This window comes from Rhodanobacter sp. IGA1.0 (genome assembly GCF_040208325.1).
Lineage (GTDB): Bacteria > Pseudomonadota > Gammaproteobacteria > Xanthomonadales > Rhodanobacteraceae > Rhodanobacter > Rhodanobacter spathiphylli.
Genome location: NZ_CP157948.1, coordinates 1,545,299 through 1,561,390, shown reverse-complemented (window position 1 = coordinate 1,561,390; position 16,092 = coordinate 1,545,299). Strand labels below are relative to the sequence as shown.

Here is a 16,092-nt window from a genome sequence, read left to right as displayed (position 1 = left end):
CGCCATGATCACGCCATCCACCCGCCTGCACGACTACCTGCCCGCCCGCTTCAGCACCGCCGCCGCGCGGCACTGGGTGCCCTCCTCCAGCCCCGGCAAGTCGTCCAGCCCGCTGCGCTTCTTCGCCGATGATCGCGGTTTCGTCGAACTGCTGCGGATGGAACCGGGCACGGTGATGCCGCTGCATCGCCACACCGGCGAGATCCACGCGTACAACCTCAGCGGCACCCGCAAGCTGTGCACCGGCGAGCTGATCGGTCCCGGCGATTACGTCTACGAACCACCAGGCAACACCGACTGGTGGAAGATCGTCGGCGACGAGCCGATGCTGGCGCTGGTGATCGTGATAGGCACGGTCGAATTCCTCGGCCCCGGCGGCGTGGTGACCGGACGTGCATCGGCCAGCAGCCAATGGGCGGAGTACGAACGCCACTGCCGTTCACTGGGCGTGGCGATGCCGGACCTCCGCGATCGTTGAACCCAGCCACGGCGGCGACAGCAGGCTTCCCCGCCGTGTCGAAATCACCGCGCGCCGATCGTCGTTCGGATGACGAGCACCGTCGCTCCTCGCCTTCACCACCGGAATCCCCCATGTCCAAGATGATTTTCGTGAACCTGCCGGTCGCCGATCTCAAAAAGTCGATGGCCTTCTACGCCGCCATCGGCTTCGTCAACAACCCCCACTTCACCGACGACACCGCCGCGTGCATGGTGTGGAGCGAAACCATCCACGTCATGCTGCTCACCCACGCCAAGTGGCGCACCTTCACCGAGCGGCCGATACCGGACGCCGGCGCCAGCGAGGTGATGCTGGCGCTCTCCCTCGATGACCGTGCTGCAGTCGACGCCATGAACGATACGGCCGCGGCGAACGGCGGCACGGCCGACATCAATCCCGTGCAGGAACACGGCTTCATGTATGGCCGCGACCTGACCGATCCCGACGGCCACGTGTGGGAAGCGTTCTGGATGGACCCGGCGGTCATTCCGGCGGATTGATGACGTCCGCTGTCAGGGTGGCCGCTGACGCCGCCGGCCGGCAGCGTCAGCGGTTGCTGTAGCGGCCGTCCTGTTCGCGGGCGCGGCCCAGCGCCACCAGCATGTCGAGCAGCTGCGGCAGGCGTTTCTTCCACGGGCCGCGGGCGGTGAAGCGGGTCGCGAGCGCGTCCGCATCGAGTGCGACCGGGCTGGCGGCGAGGGCGTCGGCCACGGCGCGCACCTGGGCCACCGCGTCCTTCGGCCACGGCAGCGGCTTGGCCGCGGCGACGGGCGCGGCGGCTTCGTCGCCGGCCTGGCCGGCGGCAAGTTCGGCCTGCTCCGGTGCGGCCTGCGCGGTCGGGTGCTGGAACGCGGGGCGCAGCCAACGGACCAGGCCACGCGCTTCCTCCGCCGCGCGCTCGGCATTGAGCGCCACCAGCCGTTCGAGGATCGCCTCGTCGAAGGCACGTTTCGCGTCGTCACGGCTGGCGCCATCGGCAGGTGCGTCGTTACCGTGTGCCACGCGCAGCAGCGGCAGCAGGTCGCCCCAGCCGTAGGCATCGAGCACCGCCGCGTCGATCTCGTCATGCAGCTGGCGCAGCACCGAGACCAGGCCATGCTCGTGGATCACCCGCTCCTTCGCCGTCAGCGGCTCGCCGCTGCGCAGCTTGTCCAGCACGTTGTACATGCCGGTGAGGGTGAGCTCAGAGTGCGCGGCTTGCTGGCGTTTGCGGTGGGCGTCGAGTTGTTCGGCGAGGGTGCGGAAGTGGGTTTGTTGTTCGTCGGTGGTGCAGGGAAACGGAAATGGAAGGAAGGATCGTGAATTCACGTAGACCGGGCGATCTTCCAATGTGCTCCCATTCGCCTTTGCCCATGCAACGTGGGGTTCCGAGGAACAGACAGCCAAGTGCAGTGCATCGTCAGACGCGATGACCCTCAGTTTTTGATCGGGCAAAATTTCGGCCGACAGAAACTGGAACACGCGATGTTTCGCGGTTTCAACCGTGGCGATGTATCTGGTCAAACCGGCCAACGCCTTCCGCATCTCACTTCTAGGCTCGGCGAAGATCCACCAGTTTCGTTTGTACGTTTCGCGCTTGTTTTGATCGCGTTCCGGCTTCACGTGGTTCAGGACGCGCTGATAGACGGCGGGAAATTGCCGACGAACGGCGTCGTGCTCGACGCCGTAGAGGTCGATCACGAGCGCGTTTCTCGATTTGTCCGTGAGGTCGCGTCCGTTGCGGTAAGGGACGATATGCCGCCTCAGTTCGGGAATCGCATCGAGACCGAGTTCCTCGGCTTCCATTTGCGTCACAACAAACCCCATTCCATGAAGCTTCACGCCCATGTGGATCATCCCGGTGTTTGCCATGAGCGGCTTTGCCCGGGTTTTATCAACACCGAGCGTCAAGTCGGAAGCAAGGACGCCGTGTTTTTCGACAACCGAAACATTCGCTGATTCGTCATCAGTGCCACGTTCGCTCGTGACGGTCGACAGAGTGCCAAGCGCATCTTCGCCACTGCCAACCGTCATCGCGATACGTACGGACGCTCCGTCGGCTGCGTCGACCCACGGGTGATCGGGAATCGCGAACACCAGCGACAGCGGCCGCGCTTTTGCTCCCTCCCCTGCTCGCAGGGGAGGGTTGGGGTGGGGTGCTTTTGACTTGGCGGCGACCGGGGGCAACCCCCTCCCAGCCTCCCCCTGCGAGCAGGGGGAGGAGCCGAGTGCGGCTTCAAGGACGCGGCGGTTGAAGGTCTGGCGGATCGAGTTGGTGGTGATGAAGCCGAAGCGCTGCAGTGCGCCGCGCTGGGTCAGCACGGCGGCGTGGTGCCACCAGTACATGACGAAATCCGCGGAGTCAGGAACATCTGGCCAAGCACTGCGTAACGCTTCGGTGTAGCCATCGCCCAACGAAGTTCTCATAAGGCGGGCGCCAATAAACGGCGGATTCCCCACCACGAAATCCGCTTCGGGCCACGCCGCCTTGCGCGGATTCACATATCTTTCCAGCGGCAACCGCTTGCTGTCGTCAGGCACGTCCTCGCCGGTGACGGCGGACTTCTTCATGCTCACGCCGTCCCAGCGACTGACCGGCACGCCGCGTTCGTCGAGCACGTACTCCATGCGGTCGTAGGCCAGCACCGCATCGCGGTTCTCGATGTTGCGGAAGTCGCGGATCACCGGCTGCGGCGGGTTGATGTCGCCGCGGGTGCGGTAGTGCCATTGCAGGTAGCCGATCCACAGCACCACTTCGGCGATGGCAGCGGCGCGCGGGTTCAGCTCGATGCCGAGCAGCTGGTGCGGGTCGACGGTTTCGCCGCCCATCGCGTCGGCGCGTTCGCCGCCGAGCGCCAGGCCGGTCTGGCGGTAGCCGAGTTCGTCCAGCGCGTTGAGCACTTCGCCTTCGAGGCGCTTCAAGTGTTCCAGCGTGACATAGAGGAAGTTGCCGCTGCCGCAGGCGGGGTCGAGCACATTGACCGTGCACAGACGATGGTGGAACGCGCGCAGGGTCTCCACCGCCTCGTCGGCCTTGCCTTCGGCGGCGAGGGTGAGCGCGGCGGCGTGGGCGTCGCTCCATTCGCCGCGCAGCGGTTCGATCACGGTGGGCAGCACCAGCCGCTCGACGTAGGCGCGCGGGGTGTAGTGCGCGCCGAGCTTATGCCGCTCGCCGGGGTCGAGCGCGCGTTCGAGCAGGGTGCCGAAGATGGCCGGCTCAACGTGCTCCCACTTGGCCTTGGCCGCCTCGATCAGTAGCGCGACCTGCTCGCGGGTGAGCGGCAAGGTGTCGGGCTGCTTGAACAACTTGCCGTTGAAGCGCAGTACCTCGCTGGCGATGGCGCCGCTGAAGCCGCCGGTGTCCATGACGTGCCAGAGCAGGCCGAGCATGCGCATGGCGATGTCGGGCTGGTCGGCATGTTTCAGCAGCAGGTCGCGGAAGCTGTCGCTCGGCAGCAGCTTCACGTCTTCGGCGAACATGGTGAACAGGCAGCGCATCAGGAACTGCGCGACCGCCTCGGCGCGGTGTCCGGCCGCTTCCAGGCTGCGGGCGAGGGTGGCGAGCCGCGCGGCGATCTCGCGAGTGACGCGGGCGGATTCGCGGCTGGGGTCGAGCGCGAGCGGGTCGGTCCAGATCGTGCGCAGGCGCGCGCGGATCTTTTCCTCGCGCAGCTCGTCGAGCGCGATGCGGTGGCTGCGCGGGTCGGGGAACGGCGTGTAGGTGGCGCCGGAGCGGCTGAACTCCGCATACAGCTCGATGCGGTTGCCTACGTCCACCACCAGCAGGAACGGCGGGCGGCCCTCGCTGGCTGGCAGCGCGCGGGCGTACTGCTCGGCCTGGCTGCGTGCACGCAGCATCGCGTCGTCGAAGCCCTTGGTGTGGGTGGGCGCCTTGAGCTTCTTCGCTTCGAGCACGAAGCAGCCGCGCTTGTACAGGTCGATGCGCCCGGCCGAGTTGCTGCCGTCGCCGTGGCTGAAGGTGACCGGCCGCTCGAACATGTATTGCTGCTCGGCATCCGGATGTGGCGCCTCCACGCCGAGCAGCCGGCACAGGTCCAGTGCAAAGCTCTGCGCGGTGGACAGCTCCGAGGCGGTGACGCCGCGCCACTTGGCGATGAAGGCGTCGGCGGCGTCCATGCTGGTGGTCGTCATGAGTGCTTCACCGTGACGGCGAGGAGGTGCTTCACGATCATTCCTTTCGATAGCTGCGCCGCCGAGGATATCCGGTTCTGCGCCCTGCCCTCACTTCGCCGCCTGCGCTGCCCAGCGCCGAAGCTCAGGCCGAACCCGACCGCCGCTTGCCGGTCGCAGCCACGCCCTTGGCCGGCGCGCTCTTGCGCGTGGCCGGGGCGCAGCTGCCGCCGGACTGGCTGCAGCAGTGGTCGGTCAGGTAGCCGATCAGGTCGTTCATCACCTCGATCACCGGCGCGTAATAAATGAAGCGCCCGCTCTGCCGGCTGCTCACCAGGCCGGCGTGCGACAGCTCCTTCAGGTGGAAGGACAGCGTGGCGTTGGGCAGGCCCAGCTGCTCCGCGATCGCGCTGGCGGCGAGTCCTTCCGGCGCATGCTCAATCAGCAGCCGGTAGACCGCCAGCCGCGACTCCTGCGCGAGCGCGGCGAGAATGGTGATGGCTTGCTTGTTCTGCATGACGCTACTCCCGGGCTGCTTCATACCAGCGCTTGCTGCGGTTGACGATGCGCACCACCGACAGCATCACCGGCACCTCGATCAGCACGCCCACCACGGTCGCCAGCGCCGCGCCGGAATGCACACCGAACAGGCCCACCGCGGTGGCCACCGCCAGCTCGAAGAAGTTGCTGGCGCCGATCAGCGCCGAGGGACCGGCCACGCAGTGCGGCACGCCGAAGCGGCGATTGAGCCAGTACGCCAGGCCGGCGTTGAAATACACCTGGATCAGGATCGGCACCGCCAGCAGCGCGATGATCGCCGGCTGCGCGATGATCTGCCGGCCCTGGAAACCGAACAGCAGCACGAGGGTGGCCAGCAGCGCGAACAGGGACACCGGCCCCAGCCGCTGCAGCAGTTGCTGCAACCGCGCCTCGCCGCCATGCGCCAGCACCCGGCGCCGCAGCAGCACGCTGAGCACCACCGGCACCACGATGTACAGCAGCACCGACAACAGCAACGTGTTCCACGGCACCGTGATCGAGGAGATGCCCAGCAGCAGCGCCACGATGGGCGCGAACGCCACCACCATGATGGCGTCGTTCAGTGCGACCTGGCTCAGCGTGAACGTCGGCTCGCCGTTGCACAGGTTGCTCCACACGAACACCATCGCCGTGCACGGCGCGGCGGCCAGCAGGATCAGGCCGGCGATGTAGGAGTCGAGCTGTGCGGCCGGCAGTTGGCCGGCGAACAGGTGGCGGATGAAGATCCAGCCCAGCAGCGCCATCGAGAAGGGCTTTACCGCCCAGTTGACGAACAGCGTGACGCCGATGCCCTTCCACTGGCGGCGCACGCCGCCGAGCGCACCGAAGTCGATCTTCAGCAGCATCGGGATGATCATCAGCCAGATCAGCACGGCCACCGGCAGGTTCACCTGGGCCACCTGCATGCCGCCCAGCGCCGCGAAGCTGCCGGGCAGCAGGTGGCCCAGCAGCGTGCCGGCGACGATGCACAGCAGCACCCAGAGCGTGAGCCAGCGCTCGAAGAAGCCGATGCGGGCGCCGTCCGGAGCAACCGCGTCGGCGGCGAGTGCGGCGGATGGCTGGTTCATGCGTCGGCTTCCTCGCCGGTGAGGCTGCCGATGCGGTGGAGCGCCTGTTTCAGCGCGTCGCGGCCCATCGTTTCCACCGGCAGCTGCAGCAGCGCGGTGATCCGCCGCACGATCAGCGCGTACGCACGCCGGAATGCCGCGGCAGCGTCCGCGTCCCGGGCGGCAGCCGGATCAGGCAGGCCCCAATGGCTTTTCACGAAATCGCCGAACAGCACCGGGCAGGCCTCGCTGGCGGCGTTGTCGCAAACCGTGATCACGATATCCAGCGACGGCGCGCCCGCTTCGGTGAAGCGGTCCCACGACTTGCTGGCGAGTCCCTCGGTGGCGATGCCGTGGGCCTGAAGTTGCTCGATCGCGTGGGGGTTGACGCGCCCGGTCGGCTGTCTGCCGGCGCTGAACGCCGCGAAGCGCCCCGCGCCCAGGTGATTGAGGGTGGCCTCAGACAGGATGCTGCGGGCCGAATTGCCGGTACAGATGAACAGGACACGACACGGGTGCATGGGCGGCGGTTCCGGATTGGCTTCCATATTTCCATGATTATAGAATCATCAAACCAACGCAACAGGAATCGCCGTGATCCCGGACCTGCCCCATGTCGCCGCCGACGTGCTGGACACCCCCAGCCTGGCCAAGCTGGCCCTGCCGGCCGACGCCGGCCACCCGCCGCGCATCCTGATCCTGTACGGCTCGCTGCGCCCGCAGTCGTTCAGCCGCAAGCTGGCGCTGGAAGCCGAGCGCATCCTGCGCCACTTCGGCGCCGAGACGCGGGTGTTCGACCCGCACGAACTACCCATCCTGGACAGCGTGCCGGCCAGCCACCCCAAGGTGCAGGAACTGCGCGCATTGTCGTTGTGGTCCGAGGGCCAGGTGTGGGTCAGCCCCGAGCGGCACGGCACGATCACCGGCGTGTTCAAGAACCAGATCGACTGGCTGCCGCTGGAGGACGGCAGCGTGCGGCCCACCCAAGGGCGCGCGCTCGCGGTGATGCAGGTCAGCGGCGGCTCGCAGTCGTTCAACGTGGTGAATGCGCTGCGCGTGCTGGGCCGCTGGATGCGCATGCTGACCATCCCGAACCAGTCCTCGGTGGCCAAGGCCTGGCAGGAGTTCGACGACGACGGCCGGATGAAACCCTCGCCGTTCTACGACCGCGTGGTGGACGTGATGGAGGAGCTGTTCAAGTTCACCCTGCTGGTGCGCGGGCGCAGCGACTATCTGGTCAGCCGCTACAGCGAACGCAAGGGCGCCGCCGCGGCGAAGGCGCTGACGGCCGCGGCCAACGTGCTGGAAAGCGCGGCGACGGCAGGCAAACCGGCCTGCTGCAGCAGCGGAGCGTGTTGAGCCCGCGACGGACGTCCGCCGAAACCGCCGGCTAGACCGGCGCATCCTCCGCCGCCACGAAGCCACCGGTCTGTCGCCGCCACAGTCGCGCGTAGAGGCCTTCGTGCGCGATCAGCTCGGCGTGGGTGCCGGTCTCGACGACCTGCCCCTTGTCCAGCACCACCAGCCGATCCATCCGCGCGATGGTGGACAGGCGATGGGCGATCGCGATCACCGTCTTGCCCTGCATCAGCAGGTCGAGACTTTCCTGGATCGCCGCTTCCGCCTCGGAGTCCAGTGCGCTGGTGGCCTCGTCCAGCACCAGGATCGGCGCATCCTTCAGCAGCACGCGGGCGATCGCGATGCGCTGGCGCTGGCCGCCCGAAAGCTTCACGCCGCGCTCGCCGACCAGCGCGTCGTAGCCGCGGCGGCCTTCGCCGTCGCTGAGGTTCGGAATGAACTCGTCGGCGCGGGCCTTGCGCACCGCTTCGGCAACCTGCGCCTCGCTGGCGTCCGGACGTCCATACAGCAGGTTGTCGCGGATCGAGCGATGCAGCAGCGAGGTGTCCTGGGTGACCACGCCGATCTGCGAGCGCAAGCTTTCCTGGGTGACATGGGCGATGTCCTGGCCGTCGATCAGGATGCGCCCGGCCTCGAGGTCGTACAGCCGCAGCAGCACGTTGACCAGGGTGGACTTGCCCGCACCGGACGGCCCGACCACGCCGATCTTCTCGCCCGCGCGCACGGCCAGGTCGAGCCCGGCGATCACCCCGCCCTGCTTGCCGTAGTGGAAATGGATCTGCTCGAAGCGCACCGCGCCGTTGGTCACCGCCAGCGGCACGGCGTCGTCGCGGTCCTGCACCGCGCGCGGCTGGGCGATGGTGGTGATGCCGTCCTGCACCGTGCCCACGTCCTCGAAGATGCCGTTGACCACCCACATGATCCAGCCGGACATGTTGTTGATGCGGATCACCAGCCCGGTCGACAGCGCGATCGCGCCCACCGTCACCCGCCCCTCGCTCCACAGCCACAGCGCCAGCGCCGAAGTGCCCACGATCAGAAAGCCGTTGAGGGTGGTGATGCTGGCGTCCAGTGCGGTGGTGATGCGGGTCATCCGGCGCAGCTTGTCGGTCTGATCCATCATCGCCTCGGCCACGTAGGCTTCCTCGCGGCGCGTATGGGCGAACAGCTTCAGCGTGAGCACGTTGCTGTAGCCGTCCACGATCCGGCCCATCAGTTTCGAGCGCGCCTCCGAGGCCTTCCAGGAGCGCTGCTTCAGCCGCGGCACGAAGAACGCCAGCAGGCCCACATAGGCGAACACCCAGGCAAACAGCGGCGCGGCCAGCCAGAAATCCGCCTGGGCAAACAGCACGATGGCGCTGCCGGTATAGATGGTGACGTACCAGATCGCATCGACGATCTGCACCGCCGATTCGCGCAGCGCACCGCCGGTCTGCATGATGCGGTTGGCGATGCGCCCGGCGAAGTCGTTCTGGAAGAAGCCCAGGCTCTGGCGGATCACGTAGCGATGGTTCTGCCAGCGGATGCGATTGGTCAGGCTGGGCACGATGGCCTGGTTCACCAGCAGGTCGTGCGCACCGATCGCCAGCGGTCGCGCGATCAGCGCCACGAAGCCCATCCACAGCAGTTCGTTGCCGTGCTGCCGGAAGAAATCTGCCGGCGGCGCGCCCCGGGCCATGTCCACGATGCTGCCGATGAAGCCGAACAGCGACACCTCGATGATCGCCACCACGAAACCCAGCACGATCGCCACGGCGAACACCGGCCACGCCTGGCGCAGGTAGAACGCATAGAAGCGCCACACCGACTGCGGCGGCATGCCGTCGACCGGTTCCTTGAAGGCGTCGATGAGGGATTCGAACCAGCGGAAGATCATGAAGCACCGGGGTATTGGCGGGCATGTATTGTGCGGCAAGTCGGCGGCGCGCTTACGAGCAGCGACTATCGAAGCCCGGGGCAGCCCAATCTGAACGCCAGCCGCGCCAGCGAGCGCCGGCCGGCTCGCCGTGATTGACCACCCGCGGACGCGCTCCGATCATGCGCGGATGCCCGCCTTCCCTCGCCTGCTCCTGACCCTGTTGCTGATCTTCGGCGCCGCCACGCTGCACGCCCAGGACAGCAACCCGCCAGGTGCCTCGGCTGCGTCGCCGGCGCAGACCATGGACCAGCTCAGCAATCAGCTCGACGACATCAAGGCCGCCCTGAGAAAAGGTGACGAGGCCGACCAGTCACTGGCCGACCTGCGCAGCACCGCGCTGGCCGTGCAGGATCAGTCGCGCCAGCTCACCGCCAGCCTCGCGCCGCAGATGACTGCCCTGCAGGCCCAACTGGCCGTGCTGGGTCCGACGCCGGCGAAGGGCGCGCCAGCCGAAGCGCCGGAAGTGGCCGCACAACGCCGGAAGCTGGACAAGGCGCAGGCCGACCTCGACGCACAGATCAAGCAGTCGCAGCTGCTCAACCAGAACGCGATGCAGCTGGCCGCGCAGATCACCGGCCTGCGCAACGACCAGTTCCAGGCGCGGCTGGCCTCGCGCACGCCCACGCCGTTCAGCCGTGCGTTCTGGGCCGGCCCCGCGCGCACCTTTCCCGATGACCTGGTGCGCCTGAAGCGCCTGGGCACGCGCTTCACCGGGGCGGTCAGCGAGGCCTGGCAACCGCCAAACCGGCAACCGCTGCTGTGGTGCCTGGCCGCAGCCGTGCTGCTGCTCGCCGGGGGCCGCTGGCTGCTGGAGCGCCTGTTGCTGGCGCTGGCCGCCCGCCATGTGCCGGACGGACACCTGCGGCGCAGCGCGATGGCCACTGCGGTGGCGCTGACAGCCGTGCTGACGACCGGGCTCGCCGCCCAGCTCGCGTACACGGGACTGAACTGGAACGACGTTCTCGACGACGACACGCAGAACCTGATGACCGCCATGGTGCGGCTGGTCTGCCTGGCCGCCTTCATCACCGGACTCGGTCGCGCCCTGCTGTCGGTACGGCGTCCGTCCTGGCGCCTGCCTGCGCTGTCGGACCTCACCGCGCAGTGGCTGCGCCCGTTTCCGTGGCTGCTTGCCGCCGCAGCGCTGCTGGCCGGCATGGTCGAGCGCACCACCCGCACGATCGGCACCAGCCTGCCCGCCACCGTGGCCACGCGCGGGCTGTTCGCCCTGCTCATCAGCGGACTGATCGGCGCCGCGCTGTGGCGCCTGCGCCGCAGCCGCAGCGAACCGGATCGGGACGCCGGCGAAGCCGTGCCACGGCCCGTATGGGTCAGCCTGCTGGTCGTGGCGGCCTCGCTCGGCGTGGTGGTCAGCGGGTTGTGCGTGGCCACCGGCTACATCGCGATGGCCTTCTTCCTGGCCCGGCAGATGCTCTGGGTCGGCCTGATTTTCGCCACCACCTACCTGCTGGTCCACCTGCTGACCGACCTGATCAACACCTTGCTGTCGCCACGCGGCCGGGGCGGCCAGCGGCTGCAGGCCAGCCTGGCCCTGCCGTCGCACAAGCTGGAACAAGCCAACGTGCTGCTGGTGGGCATCGTGCGCGTGGGCCTGGTGCTGGTGGCGCTGGCCACCGTGCTGACCCCGTTCGGTGCCGGCCCGGGCGACCTGCTGGTGAGCGCCCGGCAAACCCTTGGCAACCTGAAGTTGGGCGAGCTGGCGATCAACCCGGCCAGCATCATCACCGCCGTACTGGTGCTGCTGGCTGGCGTGCTGGTGCTGCGCGTGCTCAAGCGCTGGCTGCGCGAGCAGTTGCTGCCCAAGTCGGCGATGGATCGGGGCATGCAGGAATCCATCACCACCCTGCTCGGCTATCTCGGCGGGCTGCTGGTGGTGGTGCTGACCCTGGCCGCACTGCAGGTGGATCTCAAGAGCATCGCCTGGATCGTCAGCGCGCTGTCGGTGGGCATCGGCTTCGGCCTGCAGGCGATCGTGCAGAACTTCATCTCCGGCCTGATCCTGCTGGTCGAGCGGCCGGTGAAGGTGGGCGACTGGGTCAGCCTGTCCAGCGACGTCGAGGGCGACATCCGCCGCATCAACGTGCGCGCCACCGAGATCCAGATGTGGGACCGCTCCACCGTGATCGTGCCGAACTCGCAGCTGATCACCCAGAACGTGCGCAACGTCACCCAGGCCAACGCCCTGGGCCGCGTGCAGATCAAGCTGCCGATGCCGCTGGACACCAATGCGGGCAAGGTGCGCGAACTGGTGCTGGGCATCCTGCGCGCCCACCAGGGCACGCTGGCCACGCCGGCGCCGTACGTGCAGCTGGAAAACGTCACCGCCGGCGCGATGACCTTCAACTGCGTGGCCTACGTGGGCAGCCCGCGCGAGGTCGGCGGCGTGAAAAGCGATCTGCTGTTCGAGATCCTCGAACGCCTGCGCAGCGAGAAACTGCCGATGAGCAGCCCGCAAAGCATGCTGGTCCGCACGTTGCCGCCGCTGGACGAGAGCATCGACGGCCAGGGGTGAGCGGCTGGCCGCTTCGACTTCCTCGCTCCTCAACGCCGCGGCCGTCCCTGGCCGCTCCCCGCGTGCGCGCCTGCGGCGCTACGCCCGGTCCGAACGGAACGGGGAACGACAGCCGACGGAAGCGCGGACCGTTCGATCGCGCTAGCCTGAGCGCACTCTTCGCAACGGAGTCAGCAGCATGATCTCGACCCCTGTTTCGGGCAGCACCATCATTCCGTGCCTGCGCTATCGCGACGCGCACGCGGCCATCGACTGGCTGTGCAAGGCGTTCGGCTTCACGAAAAACGCCGTGTACGAAAACGACCAGGGCGGCGTGGAGCACGCCCAGCTCACTCACGGCAATGGCATGGTCATGCTCGGCGAGGTACGCGACAACGCGTTCGGCCGGCACATCGCCCAACCGGACGAGATCGGCGGGCGCGAGACCCAGTGCGCCTGCGTGATCGTGACCGACTGCAAGGCGCACTATCTGCAGGCCAGGGCCGCCGGCGCGGTAATCGTCGACGACTATTCCGAAATGGACTACGGCGGCGCCGGCTACAGCTGCCACGATCCGGAAGGTCATCTGTGGTATTTCGGCAGCTACGATCCGTGGCAGCCCGCACCGGGTTGACGCCCGGCGCCTGGTAGCCGCAGGCCGGCGCTTGGCCGGCCTTCGCTCAATGCTGCAACGGCACCGGTCAGGGTGCGGCGACGGGTTTCAGTTTCGAATCCGGTCGTGCGATCGCATACATTTCCCAGCTGATCTGCTTGAGCAGTCCCATGCGGTCCTTGCCCACGACGTACAGGTCGAAGTGGGTGCGCTCAGGCAGGAAATGGAAATCCGAGCTGGCGTGCAAACCGTCCAGCACCGCCTTCAGGCGGTGCGCGGCGCCGTCGAGGTAGAACGTGTCGGCGGTGCCCACATAGAGGTGGATCTTGCCGTCGAGATCGGCCTTCAGCTGCGGCCAGTTGAGCTGGACAAGGTGGGCGATGTCGTAATGGTCGCGCCAGTAGGCGACCACCGCCGGATCGACCGCGCCGGTGTCGCGATCGAACATCGGCATCGGCCGGCCATCCGCTCCGCGCGGGGAGAACACCCAGTCGAACGAGGCCATCTGGCCGCCGTATTCGCCCAGCACGCGTTCGAGCCTGGCGAAGTCCTCGAAGCTGGCCAGCACCTTGCCCTTGTCGCGCACCAACGGATACGCCGTGCCGTCGGCGCGGCGATAGACGTTGGCATGGGGCGCGTACAGATCCACGCCGGTGAAGTCATGGAAGTCGCTGGAATCCGGCGAGGTCGACCAGGTGCCGCCGAAGACCTTCGGGTAGCGGGTCTGCAGCCACAAGGTGGCCCAGCCGCCGGAGGAGTGGCCGTTGAGGAAACGGCCGTTCGCCTTGCCGTCCATCCGGTAGCGGGATTCCAGCTGCGGAATCAGCTCGGTGGTCAGCGCCTGCCCCCACGGACCGTTGTTGACCGAGTCGGCAAACTCGTGAGTGCCGGTGGCGCTGGACTCGTCCAGGAACACCCAGATCATCGGCGGCATCTGTCCGCTGCTCATGCCCTGCCACACGCGGGCGATGCTGCCGGTGAAACGGTCGGCATTGCCGCCGAAGCCATGCGTGCTGTAGACCACCGGATAACGCGACGCCGTGTTCGTGTCGTAACCGGGCGGCAGCACGACCCAGCCGCGCATGTGGATCGGCCGCCCCCAGAACGCGCTCAACGAAGGACTGACGAAATCGATCGGGCGGGAGTGGCTGCGCGCGTCGGGCAGCGCCTTGCGTACTTCTTCGGGCGTGGACGGCGACAGCGTCCACGCCGCATCCGCCGGCAACACGCGGGCCAGTTGCAGGGTCGGCGTGGTGCTGGCCGGAAGATGCATGCGCACCACGTCGCTGACCAGGTCGCCCGCGCCACGTCCGCCGTAGTTGTAGTCGTGGTTCACGTCCAGCACGGCCTGGACCAGGTAATCGCCCGGCGGCAGCTGCGACCAGCCGGCGGGGAAGGCCAGGGCGTCCGCGTCGATGTCCACGCCCTGCCCCGGCACCAGCCGGTCAACCTCGCGCGCGGCCACCGAGGCGTGGGTGGCGCCGAACGGGCTGGCATCGATCTGCTCGACCTTGCCGTCCCTGGCCGCCGCCACAGCCGCCTTCGCATCCACGGCGAACAACAGCAGGCGCCCCGAGGTGGGCCGGGTCAGTGTGCCGCCCAGCTGGACATGGAACTGGCTATGCGCCACCGGCGCCTCGGTACGCGCCACCGCCACGCTGGCGAACAGCCCGCAGCCCAACACGATCGCCGCAACGCCACGCAAATCACGCATCTCGATGTCCCCCGGGTTGCCAAGCATCAGCCGGGGCGCGATTGCCCCGGCCGCAGATCATCATCAGTCGGCGTCCGACTTCCCGTCGACCGGCACCATGCGCAGGTCCTGGAAGTCGAAGCTGAAATCGGTCAGCGGCGAGATCGGCTGCATGCGCATTTCGGTGATATGGCCGTCCACATCGAGGTCGAAATTGACGAAGGCGTCGGCGTTCAGCGTGCGGTCGTCCCAGCGCACGGTGAAGGTGTCGTGCTGCCACGGCGTCATCGTGCCGACCAGTTGGGCGGTCTTGGAGAAGCGCAGTCGCAGCTTGCCGTTCTCGTGGCTGACGACGACGTCGCCATACCACGGGTCGCGATAGGTGCCCGCGTACCTGGCCAGCGCCAGTGACGGCTTGCTGTGCTTGTCGCGCGACGCCTCGTGCTTCGCCAGACTGTCGTCGGCCTTCGCCTCGGACTTCTTCACCGCGCTGTCGTACACGGCCACCCAGTCGGTCTTCTGGTCCGGATTCAGATATGCATCCAGCACGCGATAGGTCACCGCGTTGAACGCGGCGCCGGACTCGGCATTGGTCAGGACCACCACGCCAAGGTTCTGCCCCGGCACCAGGGTCACCCGCGACACCATGCCCGGCCAGCCGCCGGTGTGCCACACCAGTTTCTGGCCCCGGTAGTCGGACAGGAACCAGCTTTCACCGTAGCCGGAGAAGTTTGGCGTCAGCGCCGCCAGTGCGGGCACCGAGGGCTTGCCGACCCGGATCGGCGTGAGCATGCTCCACATCTCCTGGTGCGCCTTGTCGGAGAACAGGCGTTGCGGCTCGCCGTCGTTGCCCGTGCCCGGCAACACGCCGCCGGCCAGCTGCACATTCATCCACTTGGCCAGGTCGTGCACGCTGGAATAGATGCCGCCGGCGCCCGGATCGTTCAGCCACGCCATCGGCGGCACCGGCTGCAGATCCTTGAAGTCGGCCTTGGCGTGGCCCATCGCCACGTCCATGCCCGGCTTCAGGTAGGTCATGTCGACCAGCGACTCGTCCATGCCCACCGGCTGGAACAGGTGCTCGCGCACGTAGTCGGCGTAGCTCTGGCCGGAGGCCTGCTCGATCACCAGGGTCGCCACCGCGAACAGGATGTTGTCGTAGGCGTAGCCGCTGCGGAAGCCGTTCTTGATCGGCACGTTCGCCAACCGCTGCACCACCTCCTTCGTGCTGTACGAAGTCGGCGGCCAGTACAGCAGGTCGCCGGCACCCAGGCTCAACCCGCTGCGATGCGCCAGCAGGTCGCGGATGCGTATCTCGTGCGTCACGTAGGCATCGGACATGCGGAACCACGGCAGGTGATCGATCACCCGGTCGTCCATCTTCAGCTTGCCCGCGTCGGCCAGCTGCTGCAGCGCTGCCGCGGTGAACGCCTTGGTATTGGAGGCGATCGCGAACAGCGTGCGGGCATCGACCTGGTCCGGCTTGCCGATCTGGCGCAGGCCGAAGCCCTGCTCCATCACCACCTTGCCGTCCTTGACGATGGCCACCGCGATGCCGGGCACGTCGAAGGTCTTGCGCGCGCTGTCGACGTAGGCGCCGAAATCCTGCAGCTGGGCTGGCAGCATCGGCCGCACGCGGTCGCCGGTGGACACCGGCGGCGGCGACTGCGCGGCGGGCGACTGCGCCGAGGCCGCGGTGGCGGAAACAAGCAGCGCGCAGCAAAGCGCCAGACGCAGGGAAAGGGGTCGCTGGGACATCGAAGACTCCGCCGGTGGTGATCGTCCAACTATCGCGGCAAATC

General features: G+C 67.6%; 12 protein-coding genes. 5 read left to right on the top strand and 7 right to left on the bottom strand.

Features of this window, described 5'->3' with window-relative positions; all coding sequences use genetic code 11:
- Positions 1-4 precede the first annotated feature (4 nt).
- Both ABNK63_RS07015 and ABNK63_RS07010 read left to right on the top strand, forming a co-directional pair.
- Positions 5-478: a cupin domain-containing protein gene (locus ABNK63_RS07015; protein WP_350017034.1), complete on the top strand. Its 474-nt coding sequence runs from the start codon at positions 5-7 to the stop codon at positions 476-478.
- Between the two features lie 113 nt (positions 479-591).
- Positions 592-999 carry a VOC family protein gene (locus ABNK63_RS07010; RefSeq protein WP_350017033.1) on the top strand — a complete coding sequence of 136 codons (408 nt, stop codon included), beginning with the start codon at positions 592-594 and terminating at the stop codon, positions 997-999.
- Positions 1,000-1,045: 46 nt separating this feature from the next.
- Here the strand turns inward: ABNK63_RS07010 and ABNK63_RS07005 are convergent, their stop codons facing one another.
- The 4 genes from ABNK63_RS07005 to ABNK63_RS06990 all read right to left on the bottom strand — a co-directional run bounded on the left by ABNK63_RS07005 (position 1,046) and on the right by ABNK63_RS06990 (position 6,716).
- Positions 1,046-4,630: a DNA methyltransferase gene (locus ABNK63_RS07005; RefSeq protein WP_007805129.1), complete on the bottom strand. Its 3,585-nt coding sequence runs from the start codon at positions 4,628-4,630 to the stop codon at positions 1,046-1,048.
- A gap of 124 nt (positions 4,631-4,754) precedes the next feature.
- The gene (locus ABNK63_RS07000; protein ID WP_007805128.1) at positions 4,755-5,126 is read right to left on the bottom strand and encodes a metalloregulator ArsR/SmtB family transcription factor; all 372 of its coding nucleotides are present in this window, start codon (positions 5,124-5,126) and stop codon (positions 4,755-4,757) included.
- Positions 5,127-5,130: 4 nt separating this feature from the next.
- Positions 5,131-6,216 carry an ACR3 family arsenite efflux transporter gene (gene arsB / locus ABNK63_RS06995; protein WP_007805127.1) on the bottom strand — a complete coding sequence of 362 codons (1,086 nt, stop codon included), beginning with the start codon at positions 6,214-6,216 and terminating at the stop codon, positions 5,131-5,133.
- Positions 6,213-6,716: an arsenate reductase ArsC gene (locus tag ABNK63_RS06990; protein ID WP_040672769.1), complete on the bottom strand. Its 504-nt coding sequence runs from the start codon at positions 6,714-6,716 to the stop codon at positions 6,213-6,215. The genes arsB and ABNK63_RS06990 overlap by 4 nt, the downstream gene beginning before the upstream one ends.
- A gap of 73 nt (positions 6,717-6,789) precedes the next feature.
- Here ABNK63_RS06990 and arsH point away from each other — a divergent pair, with 73 nt between their 5' ends.
- Positions 6,790-7,554: an arsenical resistance protein ArsH gene (gene arsH, locus ABNK63_RS06985; protein WP_007805125.1), complete on the top strand. Its 765-nt coding sequence runs from the start codon at positions 6,790-6,792 to the stop codon at positions 7,552-7,554.
- Positions 7,555-7,585: 31 nt separating this feature from the next.
- On the opposite strand, the gene ABNK63_RS06980 is transcribed toward arsH, so the two are convergent.
- A complete protein-coding gene (locus ABNK63_RS06980; RefSeq protein WP_040672768.1) occupies positions 7,586-9,427 on the bottom strand; it encodes an ABC transporter ATP-binding protein in 1,842 nt (613 codons plus the stop codon).
- Positions 9,428-9,599: 172 nt separating this feature from the next.
- Between ABNK63_RS06980 and ABNK63_RS06975 the strand changes: the two genes are divergently transcribed.
- The gene (locus ABNK63_RS06975; RefSeq protein ID WP_007805123.1) at positions 9,600-12,005 is read left to right on the top strand and encodes a DUF3772 domain-containing protein; all 2,406 of its coding nucleotides are present in this window, start codon (positions 9,600-9,602) and stop codon (positions 12,003-12,005) included.
- Between the two features lie 178 nt (positions 12,006-12,183).
- Positions 12,184-12,618: a VOC family protein gene (locus ABNK63_RS06970; RefSeq protein WP_007805122.1), complete on the top strand. Its 435-nt coding sequence runs from the start codon at positions 12,184-12,186 to the stop codon at positions 12,616-12,618.
- 67 nt (positions 12,619-12,685) lie between these two features.
- On the opposite strand, the gene ABNK63_RS06965 is transcribed toward ABNK63_RS06970, so the two are convergent.
- The gene (locus tag ABNK63_RS06965) at positions 12,686-14,311 is read right to left on the bottom strand and encodes an alpha/beta hydrolase-fold protein (protein WP_350017032.1); all 1,626 of its coding nucleotides are present in this window, start codon (positions 14,309-14,311) and stop codon (positions 12,686-12,688) included.
- A gap of 63 nt (positions 14,312-14,374) precedes the next feature.
- Positions 14,375-16,048 carry a serine hydrolase gene (locus tag ABNK63_RS06960; protein ID WP_350017031.1) on the bottom strand — a complete coding sequence of 558 codons (1,674 nt, stop codon included), beginning with the start codon at positions 16,046-16,048 and terminating at the stop codon, positions 14,375-14,377.
- Positions 16,049-16,092 lie beyond the last annotated feature (44 nt).